This is a genomic window from Paraburkholderia sp. Tr-20389 (genome assembly GCF_017104565.1).
Taxonomy (GTDB): Bacteria; Pseudomonadota; Gammaproteobacteria; order Burkholderiales; family Burkholderiaceae; genus Paraburkholderia.
Window position 1 is genome coordinate 129,959 of the sequence record NZ_JAAGPD010000006.1, and the last position, 24,298, is coordinate 154,256.

Consider the following 24,298-nt stretch of genomic DNA (forward strand, 5'->3'; position numbering starts at 1 on the left):
ATGGCCGCCTGAAAAGGCTTTGCCATCCGTGTGTCTAAAGATGTAATTCGCATAAAGACAGGTTCGCGATGAGTTATTCCGCAAAGGTGCTTTGGGGGGAAGGCCTTTTCCTGAGGCCGCAGCATTTCCAGCGACAGGACGCGTACCACGAGGCGCGCCTGTTCGAGTCGATCCAGGCCATTCAGCCGTACAACTGGGGCGTGCGCTCCGTGCGGTTCGACCGCGATGCGCTCGGCAGCAACGTGCTGCGCGCGAGCGAACTGTCGCTCGTGTTTCCCGACGGTGCGCTCTATGCAGCGCCGCAGGCCGACGATCTGCCGCCGCCCGTGGCGCTCGACACGCTGCCCGACGGCATCAATGAATTCACGTTTTATCTTGCGCTGCATCCGGTGCGCGAGACGGGGCAGAACTATGCAACGGAACAAGACGGCTTCGTGTCGCGCTACGTCAGCAAGCAGGGTGTCGTAGCGGACCATTTCACCGACGCCGCCGAAGCCGACATCACGTTTCTCAAGACCAGCGTGAAGCTGATCGCCCATAGCGAACCGCGCGACCAACTGCTATCGGTGCCGCTCGTGCGCGTGCGCCGCACGGCGACTTCCGGCTTCGAACTCGACGAGTCGTTCGTGCCGCCGTGTCTTGCTATCGATGCGTCGCCGCTGCTGCATCAAAGGCTGCGTCAGCTGATCGACGCATTGCAGGCCAAGGTCAATGCGCTCTACGGCTTTCATCGCGAGCCGACGAAAAACATCATCGAATTCCGCTCGGGCGACATTGCGTCGTTCTGGCTGCTGCACACCGCAAGCGCCGCATTCGCCGCGCTCGCGCATCTCTATCAGCATTCGGCACTGCATCCCGAACGGCTCTTCCAGGAACTGCTGCGGCTTGCGGGACAGCTGATGACGTTCTCGAAGGGTTACGCGCTCGCCGATCTGCCCGCCTATCGTCACGACGATCCCGGTCCGGGCTTCGCGCGTCTCGACGGCATGTTGCGCGACCTGCTCGAGACGGTAATCTCGACGCGCTACTTCGCAATCGCGCTCGAAGAAGTGCGGCCGTCGTTCCATGCGGGGCGCCTCGACTCCGGCAAGATCGACGACAAGACGCAGTTCTTCCTCGCCGTGTCGGCGGACATGCCGGCCGTCGAACTCGTCGATGCGGTGCCCGCGCGCTTCAAGGTCGGCGCGCCCGACGACGTCGACAAGCTCGTCCTCTCCGCGATGCCGGGCGTGCGGCTCGCGTACACACCACAGGTGCCGCCCGCAATCCCCGTGCGGCCAGGCGCATGCTACTTCTCGCTGGAAGCACGCGGCGCGCTCTATGAGCGCATGTTGCAGGCCCGTTCGACGGTGATCTACGCGCCGTCGGGACTCAACGATCTCAAACTTGAACTGATCGCGGTCACACCATGAGCTACGCCCCTTCGCTGTTCGATGCCAACACGCAGCCATCCGCGATGCCGCCGTCGGCATTGCAGCCGAGCTATCAGGTTCGCTCGCTGCTCGATCTGCTGTACGACGGATTCTTCATGCTGTTCCTGCTGAAGAACGGCCGCGAACCGGGCGATGCCGCCGAGTTCATGAGCCGCATCCAGCAGTTCCTGAACGATTTCGAGCGCGGTGCAAAGAAGCTCGACGTATCGGCAGAAGATGCGTACACCGCAAAGTTCGCGTTCTGCGCGGCCGTCGACGAACTCGTACTGTCGTCGCCGTTTTCGATTCGTACTGAATGGGAGCGTAGGCCGCTGCAGCTTGCGTTGTTCGGCGAGCAGCTTGCAGGCGAGAAGTTCTTCCAGCATCTCGAAGAGTGCCGCGCGCAAGGCGCTGTGCGCCTGCAGTCGCTCGAGGTGTTTCATATGTGTCTGCTGCTGGGCTTTCAGGGCAAGTATCTGCTCGAAGGGCCGGAGAAGCTCGCGTATCTGACGGCGCGTCTCGGCGATGAGATCGCGCATATGAAGGGCAAGCGTGCGCCGTTCGCGCCGCATTGGTCTCTGCCCGATCAGATCGCGCATCGGCTCAAGCGTGAAGTGCCGCTGTGGACGATCGGCGCGGTGTTCGCGCTCGTCGGGCTGGTTGCGTTCCTCGGGCTCAACACGTATCTGAAAGACGCGACGTTGCGCACGCTCGCGCCCTACTCGCAAATCATCCGGCTCGGTCCGCAATCGGCGAATCTGACGATCTCGTTGCCTTGATTATTGACGCGCCCGCTTGCGGGCGCATTCTTTGCGCTTGTCTCTCTGCATCTCGCGGCACGACGCCGCCAACGCGGTCAACGTCGTCTACACTGCACACATTCCCCATCGGCAACGAGGCTTCGATGACCGACATCCAGCCTGCCTGCTTCCCCGACGATCTCGATGTCGTTCGCGCGGTCTTCCGCGAATACGCCGACAGTCTCGGCATCGATCTAAGCTTTCAGTCATTCGACGAAGAGCTTGCCGCGCTGCCCGGCAAATATGCTCCGCCGCGCGGCGCGATTCTGCTCGCACGCAATGATGCTCGCGTGATCGGCAGCGTCGCGCTGCGGCCGTTCGAGCATGACATCTGCGAAATGAAGCGCCTTTATGTGCGCCCGGAAGGCCGCGGTCTTCAACTCGGCCGGCGTCTTGCGCAAGCCGTCGTGCGGGCTGCGAAAGACGCCGGCTACCAGAAAATGCGGCTCGACACGCTGCCGTCGATGCAAGCCGCGCAACGGCTTTATGCGTCGTTGGGCTTCAGGCCTATCTCCGCGTATGTGTTCAATCCCGTAGAAGGCACGCAGTTTCTCGAACTCGATCTATGACCGGTTGCCGCGAGCCCGTGCACGAATGAGTCAGGCGATCACGCCCCGCCCCCCACTGTCCTCACGCTCTTCCACTGTCCCTGCTGCACCTCGAACAGCGTATAAGGCGGCTTGATCAGATCGCCGTACGAATCGAACGTAATCTTGCCCGTCACGCCCGTCAGCGACACCTTCGACAGGCTCTCGACGATCTTCTGCCGGTCGAGCGAATTCGCGTCGTGAATCGCCTTGATCATCGCGAGCGCGGCATCGTAGGCAAACGGCGCGTACAGCTCGACTTCCTGATTGAAGCGCGCCTTATAGCGCTTGCCGAAGTCCTGCGCGGCGGGCAGCTTGTCGAGCGCCGGCCCCGGTTCGAGATCCTGCGTACGCTCGCCGGAAGCACCCGCGATCTGCAGGAACGCATTGCTCTTCAATGCGCCCGCACCGAACAGTTGCGCCTGCATGCCGAGCGAGCGCATCTGCTTGACCAGCATCGCGCCCTGCTCGTCCAGCCCGCCGAAGAAAATCACATCGACGTTCTTGCTCTTCAACGAAGTGAGAATCGCGCGGAAATCGACGGCCTTGTCATTGGTGAATTCGCGCGAAACGATGTTGCCGTTCGCCTCCTTCACGCCTTTTTCGAATGCATCGGCGAGACCCTGACCGAACGCCGTGCGGTCGTCGATGATCCCGATGCGCTTCGCCTTCATCTGCTCGACCACGAAATGCCCGGCCACCACGCCGCCGATACCGTCATGCCCCATCGTGCGAAATACGTTCTTGAAGCCCTGCTTCGTCAGTTGCGGATTGGTCGAGCCGGGCGTGATCATCGCGACGTTCGCGTTGTGATACACGGCCGAAGCAGGAATGCTGCACCCCGAGTTGTAATGGCCGATCACACCGACCACACCGTCGTCGACGAGCTTTTGCGCGACCTGGATCGCGACGCGCGGATCGGCCTGATCGTCCTGCACGTCGAGCACGAACTTCACGGGCTTGCCCGCGATGGTCGGTTGCTTCGCGTTCTCTTCGTCGAGCGCGAGTTGCGCGCCGTATTGCAGATCCTTGCCGACACGCGCGACGGGGCCCGTCAACGGGCCGACGAAGCCGATCTTGACGGTCTCCGGATCGGCGCCGAATGCGAACGAAGTCTGCGCTGCGAGAGCGCAAACTGCCAACCTGAACAGCCATGTACGTCGATTCATGATGCGCTCCTGTCGATAGAAGATGTCGCGCGTTTCGCTTGTCGACTGACCCGATGCGCGACGCGTCGAAGTCGTCCGTTGAGTAATGCGTTCAGAACCGCGTCGCCGCGTAACGCGACAGATCGAGCGGCGGCGCGCGCCGCGCCACCAGGTCCGCGACGATGCGCCCGCTCACGCCCGCCAGCGTCAGCCCGAGATGCTGATGGCCGAACGCATAGATCACGCGCTCGCTGGCGCTCGAACGGCCGAGCACGGGCACGCCGTCGGGCAGCGTGGGCCGGAAGCCAAGCCACGAACTGTCGGGCTGCTGCAACGCGGGTAACGCGCGCCTGGACGAAAACGTCAGCAAATCCAGCAGCGAACGGTTGCGCTCGTCGCTGAAGCCGCCCAGTTCGACCGTGCCGGCAACACGCACGCCGTCGTCCATCGGCGTCATGTAGAAGCCGCGTTCGGCCCAACCGACCGGCCGCGAGATCAGTTGCGTCGCGCCGCGATAGCGCACGTGATAGCCACGCTCGGTGTCGAGCGGCACACGGTCGCCGCATTGCGCCGCGAACTTTGCGGAGCGTGCGCCCGTCGCGACGATGACGTGATCGAAGCGGCGTTGTACGCCGTCGTCCGTCGTCAGTGTCACGCCTTGTGCTGCAGGGGCAAGCGCATTCACCGCCTTGCGTTCCATCTCCAGCCCGCGCGCCGCGAGCAATTCATGCAGCGACAGCAGAAAGCCCTGCGGATCGGAGAAGTGCCAGCTGTCGCTAAACAGCACGCCGCGCTCGAAGATCGGTGCAAGCGATGGCTCGAGTGCGCGCACATCGGCGCCGGAGAGCACGTCGAACGACACCCCGAGTTGCTCGCGCAGATTCAGCGAAGCACGCGACGCATCGAACGACGCGCCGCTCGAGTACAGATACAAACATTCGCGCTGCCGCACGTACTTCGCAAGCTCGGGTTCTTCGAGCAGCGGCGCATAACCGGCCTGGGCCTGCGTGAGCAGCGCGGCGAGCGCGCCGGCGCTCGCTTCATAACGGCGCCGCGTCGAGCTGATCATGAAGCGCGCGAGCCAGGGCAACACGTGCGGCAGATAGCTCCAGCGCAAGCGGAACGGACTCTCGCTCGACAGCAGAAACCGCGGCAGATCGCGAAACACGGAAGGGTTGTTCACGGGAATGCAGCCATACGGCGCGAACGTGCCCGCGTTACCGAACGACGCGCCCTGCGCGACGCCGGACGGATCGAACAGCGTCACGCGATGCCCGTCGCGCATCAGCCAGCCGGCGCTCGCAAGCCCGATGAATCCCGCGCCGACAATGCCGATCTCTGCCATCAACGCTCTCCCGACAATGCGCGCCCGTCGGCGGCGTCGAGATAACCGGTGCGGGTGCCTTCATCGGCACTGCTCCGTCTCGCCGCAAGCAGCCATGCCGCTGACGCCACCGCGAGACTCGCGACGCTCGCCATCAGTTGCGGACGCAGTTCGGCATCCATGCCCATCGCCAGCAACACACCGACGATTGCCGCGACCACGGCATACGAAAGCCACGGAAACAGCCACATCGGCAGTTCGAGCGGCACGCCCTTCGCCGTGAGACGCCGGCGGATGCGAATTTGCGCGAGCGCGGTCGCGAGGTAGACGAACAGCATCACCGCACCCGACGCGTTCACGAGGAACAGAAACACGCCCTGCGGCGACACGATGGCCGCGACGATCGCCACGTAGCCGACCACGCTGCTCAGCAGCACGGCGAGACGCGGCACGCGCGACGGCGTGAGGCGCAGCAGCGCGCGCGGCGCATCGCCACGGCCCGCGAGACGGAACAGGATGCGCGATGACACATACAGCCCGGAATTCAACGCCGACAGCACCGCGACGAGCACGATGGCATTCATGATGTCGGCGGAACCCGGCACGCGCATCGTTTCAAGCGCGGCGACGAACGGCGAGTGGCCCGTCACGATGCTCGTCCACGGCACGATGCACGCAATCAGGAACATCGAGCCGACGTAGAACGTGATCACCCGCAGGATCACCGAGCGCGTCATCGCCGCGACGCTCTTCGCAGGATTGTCCGATTCGGCGGCGGCGATCGTCGCTATTTCGGCGCCGCCCACCGCGAAGATCACAGTCGGCACGGCCGCGAACACCGACATCGTGCCGAACGGCAGGAAGCCCTTCGACGCCGTCAGATTGCTCCACGCGCCATGCGTATGGCCAAGCCCGAATACCCAGGCCGCGCCGATCACGATGAACACGATGATGGCCGCGACCTTGATCGACGCGAACCAGAACTCGAACTCGCCATACGACTTCACCGACATCAGATTGATGAACGTCATCACCGACAGCAGCACCAGCCCGATCATCCACACGGGCGCCGGTATCCAGCGCTGCAGGATCGCGGCGCCCGCGACGGCTTCCACGGCGACGACGATCACCCAGAAGTACCAGTAGAGCCAGCCGCTCGTGAAGCCCGCCCAGTCGCCGAGACCGATGCGCGCGTATTCGGTGAACGAGCCGATGCCCGGCACGGCGAGCGCCATTTCGCCGAGCATGCGCATCACCAGCAACACGACGATGCCCGCGACCAGATACGACAGGCACGCAGCCGGCCCGACCGTGCTGAGCGTCGCGCTACTGCCCACGAAAAGACCCGCGCCGATGATGCCGCCGAGCGAAATCATCGTGACGTGCCGCTGTCGCAATGCCACGCCCAGACGGGGCGTCGCGCTCTGTTGACCGTCGCCTGCCGGACGACCGTGTGTGCTGCTTTCTGTCATGCGAAATCTCCTTCCCGCTCGATCCTTCGATTCAAGACCACACAAAACCTGATTCAAAGAATCACACAACATATTTTTGTGTGCAATTAAAAACCACATTGTGTGGTCCAGGATTTTCCCTGGCGCAGTTGGGCGCGCTCCTTGCCGGGCTTGAAAAGCATGGCGCGAACAAGGATCTGGTATAAAATCCGGCGAACTGGCACAAACAGGCAGACAAAACCTGTTTTGTATGGAGACAGGGCAAGACAATGGCTTCCAGCAGACACAAAACGGCACACAGCAATGGCACCGCCACCGAGGCGGACCAGACAAACAGCGGTGCCGTCCAGACAAAACGCGCGACCTATATCGAGGTCTCGGCGTCGATCGAGGACGAGATTCGCGGTGGTGTCTATCCGCCGGGCAGCCGGTTGCCGCCGCAGCGCCAACTCGCGACCGAACTCGGTATCAATGTGTCGACGGTGTCGCGTGCATACAAGGAATTGCAGCTGCGCGGCCTCGTGATCGGCAGCAAGCGGCGCGGCTCGCTCGTGACGGGCGGCGCGATGCCGCGTGTCGAAACGGCGAGCGCGGCCAACGCTGCGCCGGGCGGCGCCATCGATCTGACCGTCAACCGCCCTGCGACGGGCGAGTTCCTGTCGTGCCTGGCCACGACGCTCGCCGATCTGCCACGCGATCCGCGCTATGCCCAGCTACAGGAATATCAGCCGCCGCAAGGCCCTGACTGGGCGCGCGCGGCGGGTGCGAAGTGGATGGCCGCGTCCGGCTTCACGCCTTCGCTGGAGCATCTGGTCGTGACCAGCGGCGCGCAGCACGGTCTGTATGCCGTGCTCAACAGCCTGATCGGCACGGACGGCGTGATCATCGCGGACCGGCTCACGTACTACGGCCTCAAAGCGCTCGCGCCCGTGTTCCAGTTCGAGATCGTCAGCGTGCCGAGCGACCGCGACGGCCTCGTCACCGATGAAGTCGAACGCATCTGCAGCCGCGTGCCCGTCAAGGCGATCTTCACGGTGCCGAATCTGCAGAACCCGACCGTGACGACGATGAGTCTCGAACGGCGCGTCGCGCTTGTCGATATCGCGCGTCGCTATAGCGTGGCCATCATCGAAGACGACGTGTATGGTCCGCTCGTTTCGCAACGCCTGCCGACGCTTGCGAGTCTCTGTCCCGAGCTGACGTACCACATCGCCGCGACGTCGAAGATTCTCGCGCCCGGATTGCGCCTGGGCTATCTGCTGAGCCCGCCCGAACGCTCCGCGCTCGCCGCCGAAGCCGTGCGCACGACCGCATGGATGCCAGCGCCGATGTCGATGCTCATCGCGACGATGTGGATCGACGACGGCACCGCGCGCCGCATCATGGACGCGCAATTGGCCGAGATTCGTGTGCGGCACGATCTCGCGCGGCAGATTCTTCCTCAGGAATGGCTCGAGTCCGATCCGGCGTGCATGTTCGTCTGGCTCAAACTGCCGCCGCCATGGCGCGCCGACGATTTCGCGGCGAATGCCAAAGCGCGCGGTGTGGTGGTGATGCCTTCGTCGGCGTTCGCTGTCGATCGCGCGGAGGTCGAGCACGGCGTGCGGATCAATCTCGCGTGTGCGTCATCGCGCGAGCAACTGGTCAGCGCGTTGCAGACGCTCGCACACGCATTGCGCGATCGTCCGCGTGCGCTGTTCGGTACGATTTGAGTTGCGCGAACGGCGCGCCTATACGCTGCCGTTTTCGACCACGCGCCCTTCCGCGCGCCATCGCAACATGCCGCCAGCAAGATTCGCGACCTCCTCGAAACCCGCCTGGCGAAGAATCACCGTCGCCTGAGCCGAGCGGCCGCCCGCGCGGCAAACCGTGACGATGGGCCGCTCCTTGCCGAGTTCCGCCACGCGTTTTGCGAGGTTGCCAAGCGAGATCAGCTTCGCTTCAGGAATGCGCCCAAGCGGACCTGCGTATTCGTCGGGTTCGCGCACGTCGACGATCTGCACCGCCTGCAGATGCTCTTCGAGCCATTGCGGATGAATTTCCCAGATGCCCGCGAAGGTGTACGTGAGGGGTGCCCATTCGGGGAGCGGCTTTTGCGACGGATCGCTTGCCGCAACGCCGCACTTCATGTTCGCGGGAACGGCCACGTCGATCTGCCGCGGATGCGGGAGCCCGAGATTCGTCATATAGCCGGCGAAATCCTCTTCGCACAGTTCGCCGCCAAGCCGTGGATTGAAGCGCCGCTCTTCGTCGACGCTCGTGACGGTGAGGCCGCGATAATCGTGCGCCGGATACAGCAGACAGGTTTCGGGCAACGAGAAAAGCTGCTCGTGCACCGCATGGAATAACGCGTGCGGGTCGCCGCTCTGAAAGTCGGTGCGCCCTGTGCCGCGAATCAGCAGACAGTCGCCCGTGAAGGCCATCGACTCGTCATCGAGCACGAGACTGATGCAGCCATTCGTATGACCTGGCGTTGCGCGCACTTGCAGATGACGCGCGCCGAATGCGATCGTATCGCCGTGACTGACGTAACGGTCCGCGCCTTCCGCGCCGCTCGCCGCCGAGATCGCAATTTTGCTGTCAGTACGCTTCTTCAGCAGCCACGCGCCCGTCACATGATCGGCGTGGACGTGCGTGTCGATCGTATAGAGCAGACGAAGACGCAGTTCTTCGAGCAGAGCGGCATCGCGGCGCGCCTGCTCGAACACCGGGTCGATGAGCACCGCTTCGCGCGTGTCGCTGTCCGCGAGCAGATAAGTATAAGTAGACGATTGCTGGTCGAATAGCTGGCGGAAGATCAGCACGCTCACGATCTCTCAAGGTGTGTATCGGACTGACACTCCGCCGGTGCGCGCCGTGCTTCTACTCTGCGCGCGCCGGCTGGGAGTCGCGGACTTACTTCGGTTGCTGAACGTAGCGCAGATACGGCTTCAACGTCTTGAAGCCCTGCGGATACTTTTCCTTCGCGGCGTCGTCGGATACGGAAGTCGGAATGATCACGTCGTCGCCCGGCTTCCAGTTCACGGGCGTCGCGACGGTATGCTTCGCGTTCAGTTGCAGCGAATCCAGCAAACGCAGCACTTCATCGAAATTGCGGCCCGAACTCATCGGATAGACGAGCATGGCTTTGACCTTCTTGTCCGGCCCAATCAGGAACACCGATCGCACCGTCGCGTTGTCGACTGCCGTACGCGGGCCGCCGCTCGCTTCGGGGTGAATCATGTCGTAGAGCTTCGCGACATTGAGATCGTGGTCGCCGATCATCGGATAGTTGATCGCATTGCCCTGCGTTTCCTCGATGTCCTTCACCCACTTCTGGTGATCGCTGACAGGGTCGATGCTGAGCCCGATGATCTTCGTATTGCGCTTGTCGAACTCCGGCTTGAGTCCCGCCATATAACCCAGTTCGGTTGTGCAGACGGGTGTGAAGTCTTTCGGATGCGAGAACAGAATGGCCCAACTGTCGCCGATCCATTCGTGAAAACGAATCGTGCCTTCCGTGGTCTCCGCCGTGAAATCGGGCGCTACTTCTCCTAGTCGAATCGACATCTTCATCCTCCTTGGTGAAAGGTGCGAACAGATGCGTCGGGGTGTCGCCCCCGGTCCGCGTGACAGACGCTGACGGGTCGACCCGAATCAGAACAGTATAGAGATGTTATGACGTTTGGCCGTCAGTCGCGATACGGCACCATAGCAAGCGAAAGACGCGCAGAACGCTTTGCGCGAAAGCTCCCGATCGGCATCGATGCGATACGAGCCGGGTGGCAGTCGGTAACTTTTATAGCCTAGAACAAATTACAGCGTTCGTGCGCGCTTTGTATGCGCGTATTTTATTTGGTGCCGATCTGTTGGTTGCAGCACAGACAGATGTGTCACTGCGGCGGCGCGCATGACGCGCCGCCGTGCCGCGTTACTGCTCGATCTGCCTGTTCCAGCGCTGATCCCACTGTGCGCGATGCGCGTTGATCGAATCCCAATCGACCACGGTCACTTTCTTCACCAGATCGTCGAGATTGCCGAGGCTCTTTTGCATCGCGGGCGTCATGGTCGCGTGCTCGTTGGTCGGAATCTGCTTGCCCGCTGCGGCCGCTTTCGATTGCGCGGGCGCCGACAGCAGGAACTGCGCGAGCTTTTGCGCAAGCTGCGGGTCCGCGTTGTTCTTGACGACACACAGATCGACGAGCAACAGCACGGCGCCTTCCTTCGGATTCGCATAGCCGACAGGAATGCCCTTGTCTTGCAGATCGCCGACAGCCGTAGGCGTCAGCGGAAAGAGACCCGCTTCGCCCGTCTGCACCATTTCCGAAAGCTTCGCCGAATTGGGAATGTACTCGACGACGTTCGGCCCCACCGTGCTCGACCACTTGCTGAAACCCGGCTCGACGTTCTGATCACTCCCGCCCATCAGACGATTGATCGCGAGAAAGCCATGCAAGCCGAAGGTGCTGCTCGACGCGGACTGAAACACCACTTTGCCCTTGTACTTGGGATTGGCGAAATCCATCCACGATGTAGGCGGCGCCCAGCCCTTCTCCGCAAACAGCTTCGTGTTGTAGCCGATGCCCGTCATGCCGAGCTGCACGCCCGCGCCGATATCGTCCTTCATCCGCGCGAACGGATACAGCTCTTTCAGCACGGGCGCATCGTCGAGCTTCTGGCACACGCCCATGCTGACGGCGCGCGCCATCACGCCGTCATCGAGAAAGACGACATGCATCTGCGGGCTGTTGCGATTGGCGAGCAGCTTCGCGAGCACATCCGACGAGGTGCCCGGCACCACCACCACCTTCACGTTGTTGGCTTTCTCGAAGTCGGGCAGCACCTGGCTCGTGTACGCCTTCTCCATCGGGCCGCCGTTCATGCCGATGTAGATCGTTTTGGTTTGCGACCAGGCAGGCGCGGCAGTGCCGATCGCGAACACGGCGGCCAGTGCCGCGACCGTGCTTGACAGCTTCATCGTGGGTCTCCTTGACAAGACTAAAGAACAGCGGGGATCGTGCTTCGGTCGAAGCGGCCGATCGCGAACGCGTCGAGCGGCGTCGACGTTTCGCCGTCGATCACGAGGTCGGTCAGCACCTCGCCGACACCGGGCGCAAGCAGAAAGCCGCCGCCCGAAAAACCGAATGCATGCAGCAGGCGCGGCACGTTCTGGCTCGCGCCGATCACGGGATTGCTGTCGGGCGTTTCGCCTTCGACGCCGCTCCACGTGCGGATCAGCAACGCATCGCGCAAGGCGGGCAGCAACGCGCAGGCATCGCGCATCACGGCGCGCGTGGTGTCCGTCGACGGTTGCGCATACTCGCCGTCGCCATGTCCGCGTCCGCCGCCGATCACGCAGTTGCCGCGCTCGACCTGACGCGCATAGACGCCACCGCCCACCACGCCGAGGTTGTGCATGACGACGCGCGGCAGCGGCTCGGTCACCCACATGTTTGGATAGATCGGTTTCATCGGCACGGTTTCGCCGAAAAAGCCGGCGATCGTGTTCGCCCACGCGCCTGCACTATTGATCAGCCAGTCGGCCGTGATGTGCTCGTTGCCCGCGCGAATCCGAAAGCGCGTGCCGTCGTGAGCGATATCGGTGAGCGCGGTTTGCTCGCGCACCACTGCGCCCGCGCGCTGCGCCGCGCGCGCAAACGCGGGCGACACGAGGCGCGGATTCGCCTGTCCGTCGCTCATGCACAGCGACCCGCCGAGCGCCGCCTCGCCGAGCCACGGATAACGCCTGCGAAACGCCGCACCCGCGATCAGTTCGGTGTCGAGCCCGTGTTCACGCGCCATCGCGGCCCATGTTTCGAGCACCGCAAAATCGCTGTCGCGGCGCGCGAGCCGCAAATGTCCCGATACGACGAGTTCTCCGTCGATGCCGATCAACTCGGGCAAGCGGTCCCACACGCGCCGTGCGCGCATCGCGAGCGGCATTTGCTCCACGGGCCGGCCCTGACAGCGCACGCCGCCGTAGTTCACGCCGCTTGCCTGCGCGCCGCAGTGGCGCCGTTCGAACAGCGCGACGCGCACACCGCGCCGCGCGAGCATCAGCGCCGCCGACGAACCGACGAGCCCGCCGCCCGCGATCACGACCTGATAGTGGACGGCGTCACTCATCGCGTGCTTCCTCGGGAATCGCCGCGACATCATCGTCGAACAGCATCGGCGAAATGGGGATCGGCTTGATGGGCGCCTGGCTGCGCAGACGGCCGACGCTTTCGAGTGGACGGCCCGTCTCCTCACTCAGCAGCGCAACGGCCGCTTCGCCGCACATGCGGCCCTGGCAACGTCCCATGCCGATCCGCGTCAACGCCTTCAGACGATTGATCTCGCTCGCCTCGCCGTTGCGGATGCAGCGGCGCAGCGTGCCCGCATCGACTTCTTCGCAGCGGCACACGGTCATGTCGTCGGGCCATTGCTGCGCGGGTTGTTGCGGCGGCGCGAAGGCTGCTTCGAGGCCGGCGCGAAATACCGCGATGCGCTGCAGGCTGCGCTCCAGCGTCGCGGCATTCATGCCACCGTGTTGCGTGGGTTGCGCGATGCCGAGATCGTCGAGCAGCGCGAGTGCCGCGCGGCGTCCCGCGAGTTCCGCGGCATCCGCGCCCGCGATGCCCGCACCATCGCCCGCGAAGTAGATGCCCGGCACCGAACTGCGTCCCGCCGCATCGCGTTCGGGCAGCCAGCAGCGGTTCAATGCGTCGAAGCGAAAGCGGCAGCCGGCGAGATCGGCGAGTTGTGTTTCGGGACGCAGACCAAAGCCGAAGCCGACTGCGTCGCACGCGATGTTTGCTTCATTGCCGCTCGACGTTTTGAAGCGAATACCCGTCACGTTCTGCGCACCCTCGATGCCCGTCAGGGAGACGCCGCGCATCACCTTGATTCCTCGCGCCTTCAACCACGCGACGTAGTACACGCCCTTCGCGAACGTCGACGGCTGGCTGACGAGCTTCGGCACCGCCGCCACCTGGCGCGACAGCGCGCTCGTATCCAGCACCGCTTCGATTTGCGCGCCCGCCTTCACGTACTGATACGCGACGAGATACAGCAGCGGCCCCGTGCCCGCCAGCACGACGCGCCGCCCGATCGCGCAGCCTTGCGCCTTCAGCGCGACCTGCGCGCCGCCCAGCGTGTAGACGCCCGGCAGGGTCCAGCCAGGCACAGGCAACACACGATCGGTCGCGCCGCTCGCGATGATCAGATGCGTGAACGGCACGCTCGCCTCATGGCCGTTGCACAGCGTGTCGAGCCTGCGGCCTTCGCACGACCACACGAGCGTGTCCGGCCGATAATCGATCTGCGGCAGCAGCGCGCGCATGGTTTCGTGCACGGCATCGGCCTTCTTCGCCTCGAATCCGTACAACGCCGCCTTGCTGCGTTCGAAGCCCGCACCCGCAGGCGGCTGACGATAGATCTGCCCGCCCCAGCGCGCGTTCTCGTCGAGCACGACGGGCCGGATGCCCGCTGCCGCCAGCGTCTGCGCCGCGCGAATGCCCGCAGGCCCCGCCCCGACGATCACGACCCGCTGTTCCCCGTTCATCGCTCGCATCCTTTGACGTCGCGTGCATCGTTCGTCACGACGCGCATACCCTCTTTCACGAGCGTCGAGCAGGCGCGAATGCGCGCGCCGTCTTCGCAGCGCACCCAGCAGTCCTGGCACGCGCCGATCATGCAAAAGCCCGCGCGTGGCTCGCCGCTGAACTCGCTGTGCCGCACGTGACGCTGCTGCATCAGGATCGCGGTCAACACCGTATCGCCCGTCAGCGCGGCGACTTCGACGCCATCGAGAAAGAACGACAACGGTGTGCGCCCTGCTTCGGCGACGCGCAGCAACTGGCTGCTGGAACTGGACATGTGAGCGTGAAGGGAAGAAGCCATCAGTGCTGGCCGATCAGAATGCGGTTGAGCCCGTACACGCGATCGAGCAGCAGCATCGCGCCCGCCGTGATGAAAATGACGAGCGCGGAGACGGACGCCATCATCGGATCGATCGATTCGGTGGCGTACATGTACATGCGCACCGGCAGCGTGACCGTCTGCGGCGACGTGATGAAGACCGACATCGTCAGCTCGTCGAAGCTGTTGATGAACGCAAGCAGCCAGCCGCCCGTGATGCCGGGCACGATCATCGGCAGCGTAATGCGGCGAAACGTGGTCCACGCATCGGCGCCGAGCGACGACGCCGCATGCTCGATGCTGCGATCGAGCCCGCTCACCGACGCGAGCACGAGCCGCATCACGAACGGCGTGATCACTACCATGTGCGCCAGAATCAGCCACGCGAACGAACCCGTCGCGCCGATCAGCGCAAAGAAGCGCAGCATCGCGATGCCGAGCACGAGGCCGGGAATCACCAGCGGCGACAGCAGCAGCGCGTTGAGAAAGTTACGCCCCGGGAAGCGCGCGCGGCCGATTGCGAGTCCTGCGGGCAACGCAATGACGAGCGACAGCGTCGCCGACGCGAAAGCGAGTTTCAGGCTGTTGAAGAAGGCCGAAATGAAGTCGGGATAGTCGAGGATCGCGCGAAACCAGCGCAGCGAGAAACCGTGCGTCGGCAGCGTCAGCGTCTCGTCGGGTGTGAACGCGACGAGCACGACGATCGCCAGCGGCGCGAGCACGAACAGGATCACGATGGTATGGAACGCGAGTGCAAAGAAGCCGTTCTTGCGCATGATGTTTCGCTCGTCCGTTCGAATCAGCCCATGCTGCGGGCGTAACGCCGCTCGAGCACGCGATAGTAGGTGAGCATCACGACGAGGTTCGCGACCAGCAGCAGCATCGCGATCGTCGCGCCGAGCGGCCAGTTCATCGAACTCAGGAACTGGTCATAGACGGCCGTCGCCGCCACCTTCAGGCGCCTGCCGCCGAGCAGACCCGGAATCGCGAATGCGCTCGCCGACAGTCCGAACACCATCAGGCTGCCGGACAGAATGCCGGGCACGAGTTGCGGCAGAACGATGCGGCGCAGCGTGGTCGCGGGCGACGCCATCAGCGAGAGCGCGGCATTCTCGGTCTGCGGATCGAGCCGTTGCAGGGCGGTCCAGACGGGAATCACCATGAACGGCAGCATCACGTGAACGAGCGCGATGACGATCGCGAAGGTCGTGTATTCGAGCTTGTACGGTCCGAGGCCGAACAGCGCGAACGCCTGATTGACGAGGCCGTTCGTGTTCAGCAGCATGCTCCAGCCGAACGCGCGCACCACGACGGACACGAGCAGCGGCGCGAGTATTACCAGCAGGAAGAGCGAGCGCCACGGGTCGCGCATGCGCGACAGCACGTACGCTTCAGGCGTGCCGATCGCGATGCACAGTACGGTGGTCAGCAACGCGATACCGAACGTGCGCAGAAAGATGGTGTGGAAATACGATGAGCCGAGCACTTCCACATAGTTATGAAAATCGAACGCGGCAACTGGTCCGCTCGCGGGATCGAAACGATAGAAGGTGAGCGCGAACGTCATCGCGAGCGGCACGAGCACGAGCGTCGCGAAGAGGATCAGCGCGGGCGCGCTCATCAGCCAGAGCGGCACGAATGCCTGCCACGGCGCGCGCGCCGCACGTTCGCCCGTAGCCGGCGTAGCGGGCAGCGTGCTATCCATGCGCGCGCTCCTGGCCGATCAGACGCAGCGAACCGGCGTGCCAGTCGATGCCGACTTGCGCGCCTTCCGGATACGGTTCGTCGCCATGGTTCTGGCAGCACACCAGCATCTCGCCGACTCGGCTGTCGAGCCGATACAGCCACTGGCTGCCGAGAAAAAAGCGGCTCGTCACGTTGCCCGAAATGCGCCCTTTATCGGGTGTGCACAGCTTCAGTTTTTCCGGACGAATGCACAGCGTAACGGCATCGCCGACATCGATTGTCTGGCCTTGCGAAGCAAGCTGCGCCACGCTGCCCGTCTCCGCGAGATCGTGACCAAGGTCGATGCGGATCGCGTCACCGTCGCGCGAGACGATCTTGCCCGTCAGCATGTTCGCCTTGCCGATGAACTGCGAAACAAAGAGGTTTTCCGGCCGCTCGTACGCGCGATACGGCGTGTCGATCTGCGTGATGTGTCCCGCTTCCATCACGACCACACGGTCGCTGATCGACAGCGCTTCCGATTGATCGTGCGTGACCATGATCGTCGTCGTGCCGATCTTGCGCTGGATGGCGCGCAACTCGAACTGCATGTCTTCGCGCAGCTTCGCATCGAGGTTCGACATCGGTTCATCCAGCAGCAGCACCGGCGGCGCGATCACGATTGCGCGGGCAATCGCGACGCGTTGCCGCTGACCGCCCGACAGCTCGCGCGGAAACCGATGCGCGAGCGCATCGAGCCGCACCAGCGCCAATGCTTCGCGCACGCGGTCCGCGCGCTCCGCTTTATCGAGGCCGCGCATTTCGAGCCCGAAGCTCACGTTTTGCGCGACGCTCATGTGCGGAAACAGCGCGTAGCTTTGAAAGACGATGCCGAGGCCGCGCCGGTTCGGCTTCATATGCGTGATGTCGCGGCCATCGAGCGTGATACGGCCGCGCGACGTTTCGATAAATCCGGCGATCATCTGCAGTGTCGTCGTCTTGCCGCAGCCCGACGGGCCCAGCAGCGAAACGAACTCGCCCTTTTCCACCGACAGGTTGATGCCCGTCACGGCATGCAGGTCGCCGAACGACTTCGAAACGTCGGTCAATGTGAGGAACGACATGGTCTGGCCTTTCGGTGCGAGGCACCGGCTGTATCGACGAGTGTCTGTTGAGCCGACTCTAGCTAGCCAAATTCCAGAGCGTCAATGTCAAATTCCACTCAACGATATAAAGATCCAATTTCTTCCATTCAGTGGAATATATTTGCTCGACTGAATGTCATCGTTCCACTGCGTGTCATTAGTGAAAATACCGAGCACACCGCTGAACGGCGATTGGCGTGCCGCAGTAGTTTTTTAGGCTGAACATCGGCTAGTATTCCATTCAATGGAATTCTGATCGAGATCGCCGATGAATCCTTCGAAGGACCCCGACGCGCCAGGCACGGGCATGTTGCAGCGCGCATTCGCGGTGATGCGCGCGCTCGGCGAGATTCAGCCGGAAGGCGGTCGCGTGACTCGCATCGCGAAGGCCGTCGGGCTTACGCAGGCCACCGTGCATCGCATCCTGCATGCGCTCATCGCCGAAGGCATCGTCGAGCAGGATCAGAACACGAAGCTCTACCGGCTCAGCGTCGACTTCTTTGCGCTCGCCGCGCAAGCGGGCAATCCGAGCGGCATGCGAGCGTTGTGCCGCCCCGCTCTTCTGCGTTTGTGCGCGAGCCTCGGCGATACGATCTTTCTGCTCGTCAAAAGCAGCTTCGACGCCGTGTGCCTCGATATGTGCGAAGGGCCGTTTCCGATCCGCTCGTTTACGGGTGATATCGGCGGCCGCGTCGCATTGGGTATCGGCCAGGGCAGCCTCGCGATTCTCGCGTTCCTGCCCGAGGCGGAGCGCGAAGAGATCATTCGCTTCAACGTCCCGCGTCTGCGCAGCTATGGCGTACTCGATGAAGTCTATTTGCGCACGGAGATCGAACGCGTGCGCCAGCTCGGCTACGCGGGGCGCAATAGCGGCGTGCTGGAAGGGATGGCCGGCGTCGCCGTGCCGATCATCGACCGCACGGGTTGCGCGGTGGCCGCGTTGAGCGTCGGCACGTTGTCGGCGCGTCTCGGTGAAGACCGGCTGCCGATGGTCGTCGAACTTCTCAAACGGCAAGCGGACCTCATCGGTCCGCAAGTCAATCCGTTCGACGTGGCGATGCGTCGGCCCATGCATGGCCTCACGCGTGCGATGACGACGGAACCTATTGCCTGATACTCGCCGCGGACACGGACGCCTTTGCCAGCGGATGCGCAAGACCCGCCTGCGTCATCAGCGACACGGCGGCTGAATCGGGCATGCCGTTGCTATCGATGGCGCCTGCTTTCGCCAGCGCGTCGAGATCGCTGTCGACGCCCGCCTGCCCGACCGTGAACGGCGTCGTCAGGAACGCAGGCACGGACAGCGTGAGCGCATAGTGCTGCTGCAGATTCGCGACGACAGCGGATTGCGCAGCCAGCACGTTGCTCTGGTTCGAAAGCGCCTGCTGGAATTGCACGTTGGTGGAAAAGCTCGCGATCAGATTGGACTCGCTCGTGCCGAGTTGCGCGGCGAGGTAGACGATCATCAGTTCCGTTTCGGGCGTCGTGTTGAACGTGCCGCCCGCGAACACCGGCGAATGCAGCGTCGTGTTGCCCGACGTCACCGCGATCATGCAAGGGAGCGTCGCATTGAACGCGAGGCTGTAGCGTCCGCCGCCGTCCGATAGCGTGGCACCCGCGCCTTGTGCGCAGGTCGCGTTGACGTTCGCGCTGGCGAGCGCCTTGCCCGTGGCCGCCGTGCCTGCCAGTGCGACGCTCGGTGTCGGGTTCGTGGCGACACAACCGTCGAAGCCGATGCACACGCTGCCGCCACCACAGGCAGCGAGCGTCGCAAGCGAAGCCGCACAAAAAACAGACGACGCAGGACGAACGAAGCGTGCAACGCGAAGAGTCATGACCGTCTGCCGTCGAGGGAAAGGGCGCGTGTTTTCATTCTAGCGCGCCCTTTCCCGTCGATCTGACGCTTGGCTCGCGACGTCAGCGTTGCTGCGATCGACGCACGCGTCAGATCACGTTGATCGCCACGTCGATATTGCCGCGCGTCGCCTTCGAATACGGACACATCTCGTCCGCCGCGTGCACGACCGCCTCGGCCACGTCACGTGCAACGCCCGGCATGCTCACGTCGATCCGCGCGCCAAGGAAGTACGCGTTACCCGTCATGCCGAGGTCGATGGCGACGTCGAGCGCGAGGTCGGCAGGCAGCGCGACCCTCTTCTCTTTAGCCGCCAGCCCGATCGCGGTGATCAGGCAGGCCGACCATGCGCCCGCAAACAACTGCTCAGCCGTCGGATGCGGTTGCGCGGACTCGAACACATGTTCCGGATGCGCGGGGTTGCCGGGCGCCGACAGCCTGATGTCGAGGCTCTCTTCATGACCGCGCGTCGCGCCCGCGTGCTTGCTTGCCGTCGTATGCGTCTTACCCGTGAACAGTACTTTTTCAATGTGAGTCATCGTGGAATCCTTGATCGAAAGTGATGAGTTGCATTTAGGTTTCATGCTATTCAATCGCATGCGATGTATATTGATCGAAACCACACGCGATGTCAATCGCATACGATTTAATCGCGCGAACACTTTCGATAGGAAGATGCGAGGGAGCGCGCGTCGATGACTCTCTCGCGCGCCCTCGTCCAGTGAAGCTTATTGAAGCCGGTCCGTCAGCCGCCCGACGAATTTCCAGCCGTGCTCCCGGCTCCAGAAGTAAGTGAAACCCGTCGGTCCGTCGATGAACACCGTCATCGGTTTGCGCGTCGCTTCGTCGAGCACGGAGTTGGCATCGGACTGCGGGACGCTCACCGTCGCCTTCTCGACGGCGCCGGCCGGGTCGGCTTTCCAGCCATCGTCGGGCAGATAGGTCAACCGCACCGCGCCGCCCGCTGGCGACTGGATCATCAGCGTCAACGGTCCTCGCGCGGACGACGCGACGGCCGGCCCGACTTCCGCGCTTCCAGCTGCGAAACTGGATGAACCGGCTGAAGTCAGCGCCGCCACCAGACTCCAGCGCAGGACGATCGACGCCCTGCCCGTATCGGAACGTTTCATGTTTGCCCTCCATCTGCGCAATCGAACAATGGCTAGCGCGGAACGTCCGGGCATCGAAAGAGGCTGACGACCGACATCAACGACGTGTATTGCTCAGTGCGGATTCCAGCGCCATCGACTGATAGACGGCCACCCCGCAACGGGATGAAACGGAATGGGGTAAACCCGTTCACACGAATCACGCATTGAGCGACGACACTCGAACGTGTCACGCCGATTACCCTGGCAACGCGAATTCAATGCCGCAGAACAGGGGCGATTCATCGCCGGCTTCGAACGATGAAGACCATGTCTGCCGATTCGCGCCAACTCGATTACCCTTTGACTTACGTTTGCCCTGGCATCTGCTAACGATCCACGCACTATCCCGTCAATCGCTGAGGACAGTCCGCGATGAGCAACGAGTCAACGCCGTCAGATGCACCGCCTGCGGGCCGACCGCCCCCGGACGCGAGCCCGCTCGAAGCCGACGCGCTGCTCGAAGATCCGAGTGTGCGCGATCATCCGCGCCATCAGCAGATGTTCCCCGTCCTCACGGACGCCGAGATCGAGCGAATCAGGCGCTTCGGCACGCCGTCGCGCTACATGCAAGGCGCCCTGCTGTATCGCGCGGGAAGCCTGTGTCCCGGCGTGTTCGTGCTGCTGTCGGGCAAGGTGCGGATCGTGGGCCGCGACGGGCTCGGCCACGAGCGGATCATTCATACGTATACGACGCGCGGTGAGTTCACGTCGGACGTGACGCAACTGTCGAACAAGCCTGCCGTCGTGGATGCGCACGTGGCGGAAGATGTCGAGGCGATCCTGCTGCGTCCCGACGAACTCAGCGCGTTGATGATCAGCGAAGCCGATCTCGGCGAGAAGATCATGCGCGCGCTGATCCTGCGGCGCGTGCTCGTCATCGAGCGCGGACACGGTGTCGTGCTTGTCGGTCCTTCCAGCAACGGGCGGCTGCGCGCACTGGAAAACTTCCTGCGCCGCAATGCGTTTCCGAGCATGACGCTCGACGCGGACACGGACCCCGAAGCGATCGCGTTGCTCGAACGCCTGACGCCGCAACCGGACGATTTTCCGCTCGTCGTCTGTCCGGACGGCGCGGTGCTGCGCAATCCCGACGAAGGGCAACTCGCGTCGTGCCTCGGGCTGATTCCCGAATTCGATCCCGCGCACGTCTACGATGTCGCGATCGTCGGCGCCGGTCCTGCGGGACTGGCTGCCGCCGTGTATGCGGCCTCCGAAGGATTGTCCGTCGCGGCGCTCGACTGCCGCGCGCCGGGCGGACAGGCGGGCACCAGTTCACGCATCGAAAACTATCTAGGGTTCCCGACGGGCATCACGGGCCAGGCGCTGGCGGGCCGCGCTTTCGTGCAGGCGCAGAAATTCGGCGCGCACATCGGCATTCCGTGCGAAGTCCGGGCTCTGTATTGCGACAAGCTGCCGCCCGTCGTCGAACTCACCGACGACCGCCGCATCACCGCGCGCACGGTCGTGATCGCGACGGGCGCGGAATACCGAAGGCCCGAAGTCGAAGGGCTGGAGCGCTTCGAGGGTTCCGGCGTGTATTACTGGGCCACGCCCATTGAAGCGCGGCTGTGCCGCAAGGAGCCCGTGCTGCTGATCGGCGGCGGCAATTCGGCGGGACAGGCGGTCGTCTTTCTCGCGTCGCATGCCGAACACGTGCACATGTTCATACGCGGCGCGAGCCTCGAACACAGCATGTCGCACTATCTGATCGAACGCATCATGGCGCTGCCGAACGTAACGCTGCATACGCGGATCGAACTCACTGCGCTCGAAGGCGATGCGCGGCTGGAGCGCGTGCGCTATCGCGGCGCGGGCGGCATCGAAGGAAGCATGACGACGCATCATCTGTTCGTGTTCATCGGCGCCGAGCCGAACACGAACTGGCTCGCGACCTGCGGCGTGTCGCTCGACCACAGGCGCTTCGTCCTGACGGGCCCCGACATTCCCGGTGTCGGCCTGCAATCGATGTCCTTGCAGACCAGCGTGCCCGGCGTGTTCGCGATCGGCGACGTGCGCTCGGGATCGACCAAGCGCGTTGCATCGGCGGTCGGCGAAGGCGCGGCGGTGGTCGCACAGATTCATCGGCTTCTCGCCGACGCGCGGGCGGCGTGCTAGCGAACACGCTAGTACCCCCGGCATTTATTTCAACAAGCCGAACACTGCAACGCCGTTCGTCGTGCCGACATACACGTGTCCATGCGCGATCATCGGCGTGACGTATTTGTTGCCTGCGCCGAAGGTATCGCGCGAACCCGACTGATTGCTGTTGTACAGCTCCTGCGCGAGATTGGCGGCGTTGAATGCATGCAGTGCGGCCGTCGTGCCGTTTTCCGCCGCCCACACAATCGCGTTCGCAGAACCGTTCGCCGATATGCTCGGCGTCGTGCCCGGATAGGGAAACTTGCCCGCGCTTTGCGACGAGGGCGTCGTGGCCAGACGCGCGCCGCTGATCGGAAACGCCTTGAGGTTGTCGCCGACGGAGCCGTAGTACACGACGTTGCCGAAAAACGCGGGCGTGGTGAACACGCCGCCGATCAGTTGACTGTCGATCTCCTGCCAGATCGCATTGCTGCCGCTGTTGAACTTGCCCATGTTGTCGCGATCGACGACATAGATCTTCGAATCCTTGCCCGACCCGAGTGCGAGGTGGCGCGTCGCGCCGCTTCCGTCGACGAGATCGGGCAACACGATCGCTGCGCCCGAACCTAGGTCGGCGTCGTTCGCGGACTGGGCAACGGTGTCGAAGGTGGCGAAATAATCGGCGACGGAAAGGTTGCCCGAGGTTCCGAGCTTGATGAACGCATTGCCGAAATTACCATTCGATGGAAAGCCTTGCCCGTTCAACGTCGTGTCGAACGTGCCGTTTGCGTCGAGCAGATAGACCGACGTGCCGTCCGACGCCATACCGCCGCCGCCCATCCACACCGCGCCGCCCGTGCCGTTCGGCGTCAGGTTCAGCGCGCTCGTCTGCGCGAGCGTGTCGGCGTTGTAGGCCATCACCCAGCCGCCGTAGACGCCCTGATCGCAGTGCGACGTCCAGCCGAGATACAGTTTGCCGTTCACCAGCGTCAGCGCCTGACGCTCCGCGTATTGCTGCGGGTCGAATGTCGTCACCCCGTTGCTGCTGTTCGCGCCGCTGCCAGGATAGCTGCCGCTGATGTCGACGGGGCCGCCGAACAGCTCGGCACCGGATGCGAGATCGACGGCGTGCAGGCGCTGATGGATCGTTCCGCTCGGTTCCTTGCTCATCGCCACCGCGTACATCACGCCGTTCGATCCGCGGCTTCGATCGATCACAGGTGTCGCCGTAATGCCGATCTCGGGAGAAATCTGCGTACAGTTGCGCGGATCGCTCGTCGTTTCGCCCGAGCCGAGCAAAGAACGCTGCCAGAGCTGCGCGTTGCTGTCGGCGTCGAATGCATACACGCTCGCATGCTCGGTCACGACATAGATGACGTTGTGTGCCGCGCCGTTCACCGGCACGTTGCTGACAAAGAGCGGCTGCGCATCGACCTTGCCGTCGACGGAAAGAAACGCCACCTTGCCGAATGACGCGGCGTTGACGTTGGACGGCGTGAGCGTGGTTTCCGCAAGGTACTGCCCCGTGCGTGCCACATCGTTGTGATAGGTCAGCACATCGGCCGACATCGCGGAGGCGCCGCCCGAACTGCCCGAGCCGCCCGAGCCTCCCGAACCGCTCGGCGCGCTGGTCCCGCTCGAACTTGCGCTGCTGGATGAACCTCCACCACTACACGACACGCAGATCGCCGCCACAACGCACAGGATTGCGATGTGCCGGGAGTGACCCGGCGTGAAATGCACGCGGTGCGAGCGGTTCATGGACGTCTCCCAGGCGGTCGGGCGACCGCGAAGATTATC

22 protein-coding genes are annotated in these 24,298 nt (G+C 63.6%); 6 read left to right on the top strand and 16 right to left on the bottom strand.

Annotated elements, in window-relative coordinates:
* The first annotated feature begins 68 nt into the window (after positions 1-68).
* The 3 genes from tssK (at position 69) to G3N95_RS09580 (ending at position 2,781) form a co-directional block, all read left to right on the top strand.
* Positions 69-1,412, top strand: a complete 1,344-nt coding sequence (tssK, locus tag G3N95_RS09570) for a type VI secretion system baseplate subunit TssK (protein ID WP_205969749.1) — start codon at positions 69-71, stop codon at positions 1,410-1,412.
* The gene (icmH, locus tag G3N95_RS09575) at positions 1,409-2,191 is read left to right on the top strand and encodes a type IVB secretion system protein IcmH/DotU (protein ID WP_205969750.1); all 783 of its coding nucleotides are present in this window, start codon (positions 1,409-1,411) and stop codon (positions 2,189-2,191) included. The genes tssK and icmH overlap by 4 nt, the downstream gene beginning before the upstream one ends.
* A gap of 125 nt (positions 2,192-2,316) precedes the next feature.
* The gene (locus G3N95_RS09580; protein ID WP_205969751.1) at positions 2,317-2,781 is read left to right on the top strand and encodes a GNAT family N-acetyltransferase; all 465 of its coding nucleotides are present in this window, start codon (positions 2,317-2,319) and stop codon (positions 2,779-2,781) included.
* 38 nt (positions 2,782-2,819) lie between these two features.
* On the opposite strand, the gene G3N95_RS09585 is transcribed toward G3N95_RS09580, so the two are convergent.
* From G3N95_RS09585 to G3N95_RS09595, 3 genes are all read right to left on the bottom strand, one after another.
* Positions 2,820-3,968 carry a branched-chain amino acid ABC transporter substrate-binding protein gene (locus G3N95_RS09585; RefSeq protein WP_205969752.1) on the bottom strand — a complete coding sequence of 383 codons (1,149 nt, stop codon included), beginning with the start codon at positions 3,966-3,968 and terminating at the stop codon, positions 2,820-2,822.
* A gap of 91 nt (positions 3,969-4,059) precedes the next feature.
* Entirely contained in the window at positions 4,060-5,292 is a 1,233-nt protein-coding gene (locus tag G3N95_RS09590) for an FAD-dependent oxidoreductase (protein WP_205969753.1), read from the bottom strand.
* On the bottom strand, positions 5,292-6,743 hold the full coding sequence (locus tag G3N95_RS09595; protein WP_205969754.1) for an amino acid permease: 1,452 nt from the start codon (positions 6,741-6,743) through the stop codon (positions 5,292-5,294). Before G3N95_RS09595 ends, G3N95_RS09590 begins: the two co-directional genes overlap by 1 nt.
* A gap of 248 nt (positions 6,744-6,991) precedes the next feature.
* Here G3N95_RS09595 and G3N95_RS09600 point away from each other — a divergent pair, with 248 nt between their 5' ends.
* Positions 6,992-8,434, top strand: coding sequence for a PLP-dependent aminotransferase family protein (locus G3N95_RS09600; RefSeq protein ID WP_205969755.1), 1,443 nt, complete (start codon positions 6,992-6,994; stop codon positions 8,432-8,434).
* Positions 8,435-8,452: 18 nt separating this feature from the next.
* Here the strand turns inward: G3N95_RS09600 and G3N95_RS09605 are convergent, their stop codons facing one another.
* From G3N95_RS09605 to G3N95_RS09645, 9 genes are all read right to left on the bottom strand, one after another.
* Positions 8,453-9,523, bottom strand: coding sequence for an MBL fold metallo-hydrolase (locus tag G3N95_RS09605; RefSeq protein WP_205969878.1), 1,071 nt, complete (start codon positions 9,521-9,523; stop codon positions 8,453-8,455).
* Between the two features lie 94 nt (positions 9,524-9,617).
* A complete protein-coding gene (locus G3N95_RS09610; RefSeq protein WP_205969756.1) occupies positions 9,618-10,271 on the bottom strand; it encodes a peroxiredoxin in 654 nt (217 codons plus the stop codon).
* A 361-nt stretch (positions 10,272-10,632) separates the two neighbouring features.
* Positions 10,633-11,679, bottom strand: a complete 1,047-nt coding sequence (locus G3N95_RS09615) for an extracellular solute-binding protein (protein ID WP_205969757.1) — start codon at positions 11,677-11,679, stop codon at positions 10,633-10,635.
* Between the two features lie 20 nt (positions 11,680-11,699).
* The gene (locus tag G3N95_RS09620) at positions 11,700-12,827 is read right to left on the bottom strand and encodes an FAD-binding oxidoreductase (protein WP_205969758.1); all 1,128 of its coding nucleotides are present in this window, start codon (positions 12,825-12,827) and stop codon (positions 11,700-11,702) included.
* Positions 12,820-14,247, bottom strand: a complete 1,428-nt coding sequence (locus G3N95_RS09625) for an NAD(P)/FAD-dependent oxidoreductase (RefSeq protein ID WP_205969759.1) — start codon at positions 14,245-14,247, stop codon at positions 12,820-12,822. The genes G3N95_RS09620 and G3N95_RS09625 overlap by 8 nt, the downstream gene beginning before the upstream one ends.
* Entirely contained in the window at positions 14,244-14,585 is a 342-nt protein-coding gene (locus G3N95_RS09630) for a (2Fe-2S)-binding protein (RefSeq protein ID WP_205969760.1), read from the bottom strand. The genes G3N95_RS09625 and G3N95_RS09630 overlap by 4 nt, the downstream gene beginning before the upstream one ends.
* Entirely contained in the window at positions 14,585-15,379 is a 795-nt protein-coding gene (locus G3N95_RS09635; RefSeq protein WP_205969761.1) for an ABC transporter permease, read from the bottom strand. The genes G3N95_RS09630 and G3N95_RS09635 overlap by 1 nt, the downstream gene beginning before the upstream one ends.
* Before the next feature lie 23 nt (positions 15,380-15,402).
* Complete coding sequence (locus G3N95_RS09640) at positions 15,403-16,308, bottom strand: ABC transporter permease (protein WP_205969762.1); 906 nt, start codon at positions 16,306-16,308, stop codon at positions 15,403-15,405.
* Entirely contained in the window at positions 16,301-17,392 is a 1,092-nt protein-coding gene (locus tag G3N95_RS09645) for an ABC transporter ATP-binding protein (protein ID WP_205969763.1), read from the bottom strand. Before G3N95_RS09645 ends, G3N95_RS09640 begins: the two co-directional genes overlap by 8 nt.
* 289 nt (positions 17,393-17,681) lie before the next feature.
* On the opposite strand from G3N95_RS09645, the gene G3N95_RS09650 reads away from it, so the two are divergent.
* Positions 17,682-18,527 (top strand): IclR family transcriptional regulator, encoded by an 846-nt coding sequence (locus G3N95_RS09650; protein WP_205969764.1) that lies wholly within the window; start codon positions 17,682-17,684, stop codon positions 18,525-18,527.
* Here the strand turns inward: G3N95_RS09650 and G3N95_RS09655 are convergent.
* From G3N95_RS09655 to G3N95_RS09665, 3 genes are all read right to left on the bottom strand, one after another.
* A complete protein-coding gene (locus tag G3N95_RS09655; protein WP_205969765.1) occupies positions 18,517-19,248 on the bottom strand; it encodes a hypothetical protein in 732 nt (243 codons plus the stop codon). The genes G3N95_RS09650 and G3N95_RS09655 overlap by 11 nt on opposite strands.
* Positions 19,249-19,357: 109 nt before the next feature.
* The gene (locus G3N95_RS09660) at positions 19,358-19,807 is read right to left on the bottom strand and encodes an Ohr family peroxiredoxin (RefSeq protein ID WP_205969766.1); all 450 of its coding nucleotides are present in this window, start codon (positions 19,805-19,807) and stop codon (positions 19,358-19,360) included.
* Positions 19,808-19,996: 189 nt separating this feature from the next.
* Complete coding sequence (locus tag G3N95_RS09665; RefSeq protein ID WP_205969767.1) at positions 19,997-20,398, bottom strand: hypothetical protein; 402 nt, start codon at positions 20,396-20,398, stop codon at positions 19,997-19,999.
* A 393-nt stretch (positions 20,399-20,791) separates the two neighbouring features.
* Between G3N95_RS09665 and G3N95_RS09670 the strand changes: the two genes are divergently transcribed.
* Positions 20,792-22,534, top strand: a complete 1,743-nt coding sequence (locus G3N95_RS09670) for an FAD-dependent oxidoreductase (RefSeq protein ID WP_205969768.1) — start codon at positions 20,792-20,794, stop codon at positions 22,532-22,534.
* A gap of 24 nt (positions 22,535-22,558) precedes the next feature.
* On the opposite strand, the gene G3N95_RS09675 is transcribed toward G3N95_RS09670, so the two are convergent.
* Positions 22,559-24,259 carry a pyrrolo-quinoline quinone gene (locus G3N95_RS09675; RefSeq protein WP_205969769.1) on the bottom strand — a complete coding sequence of 567 codons (1,701 nt, stop codon included), beginning with the start codon at positions 24,257-24,259 and terminating at the stop codon, positions 22,559-22,561.
* Between the last annotated feature and the right edge of the window lie 39 nt (positions 24,260-24,298).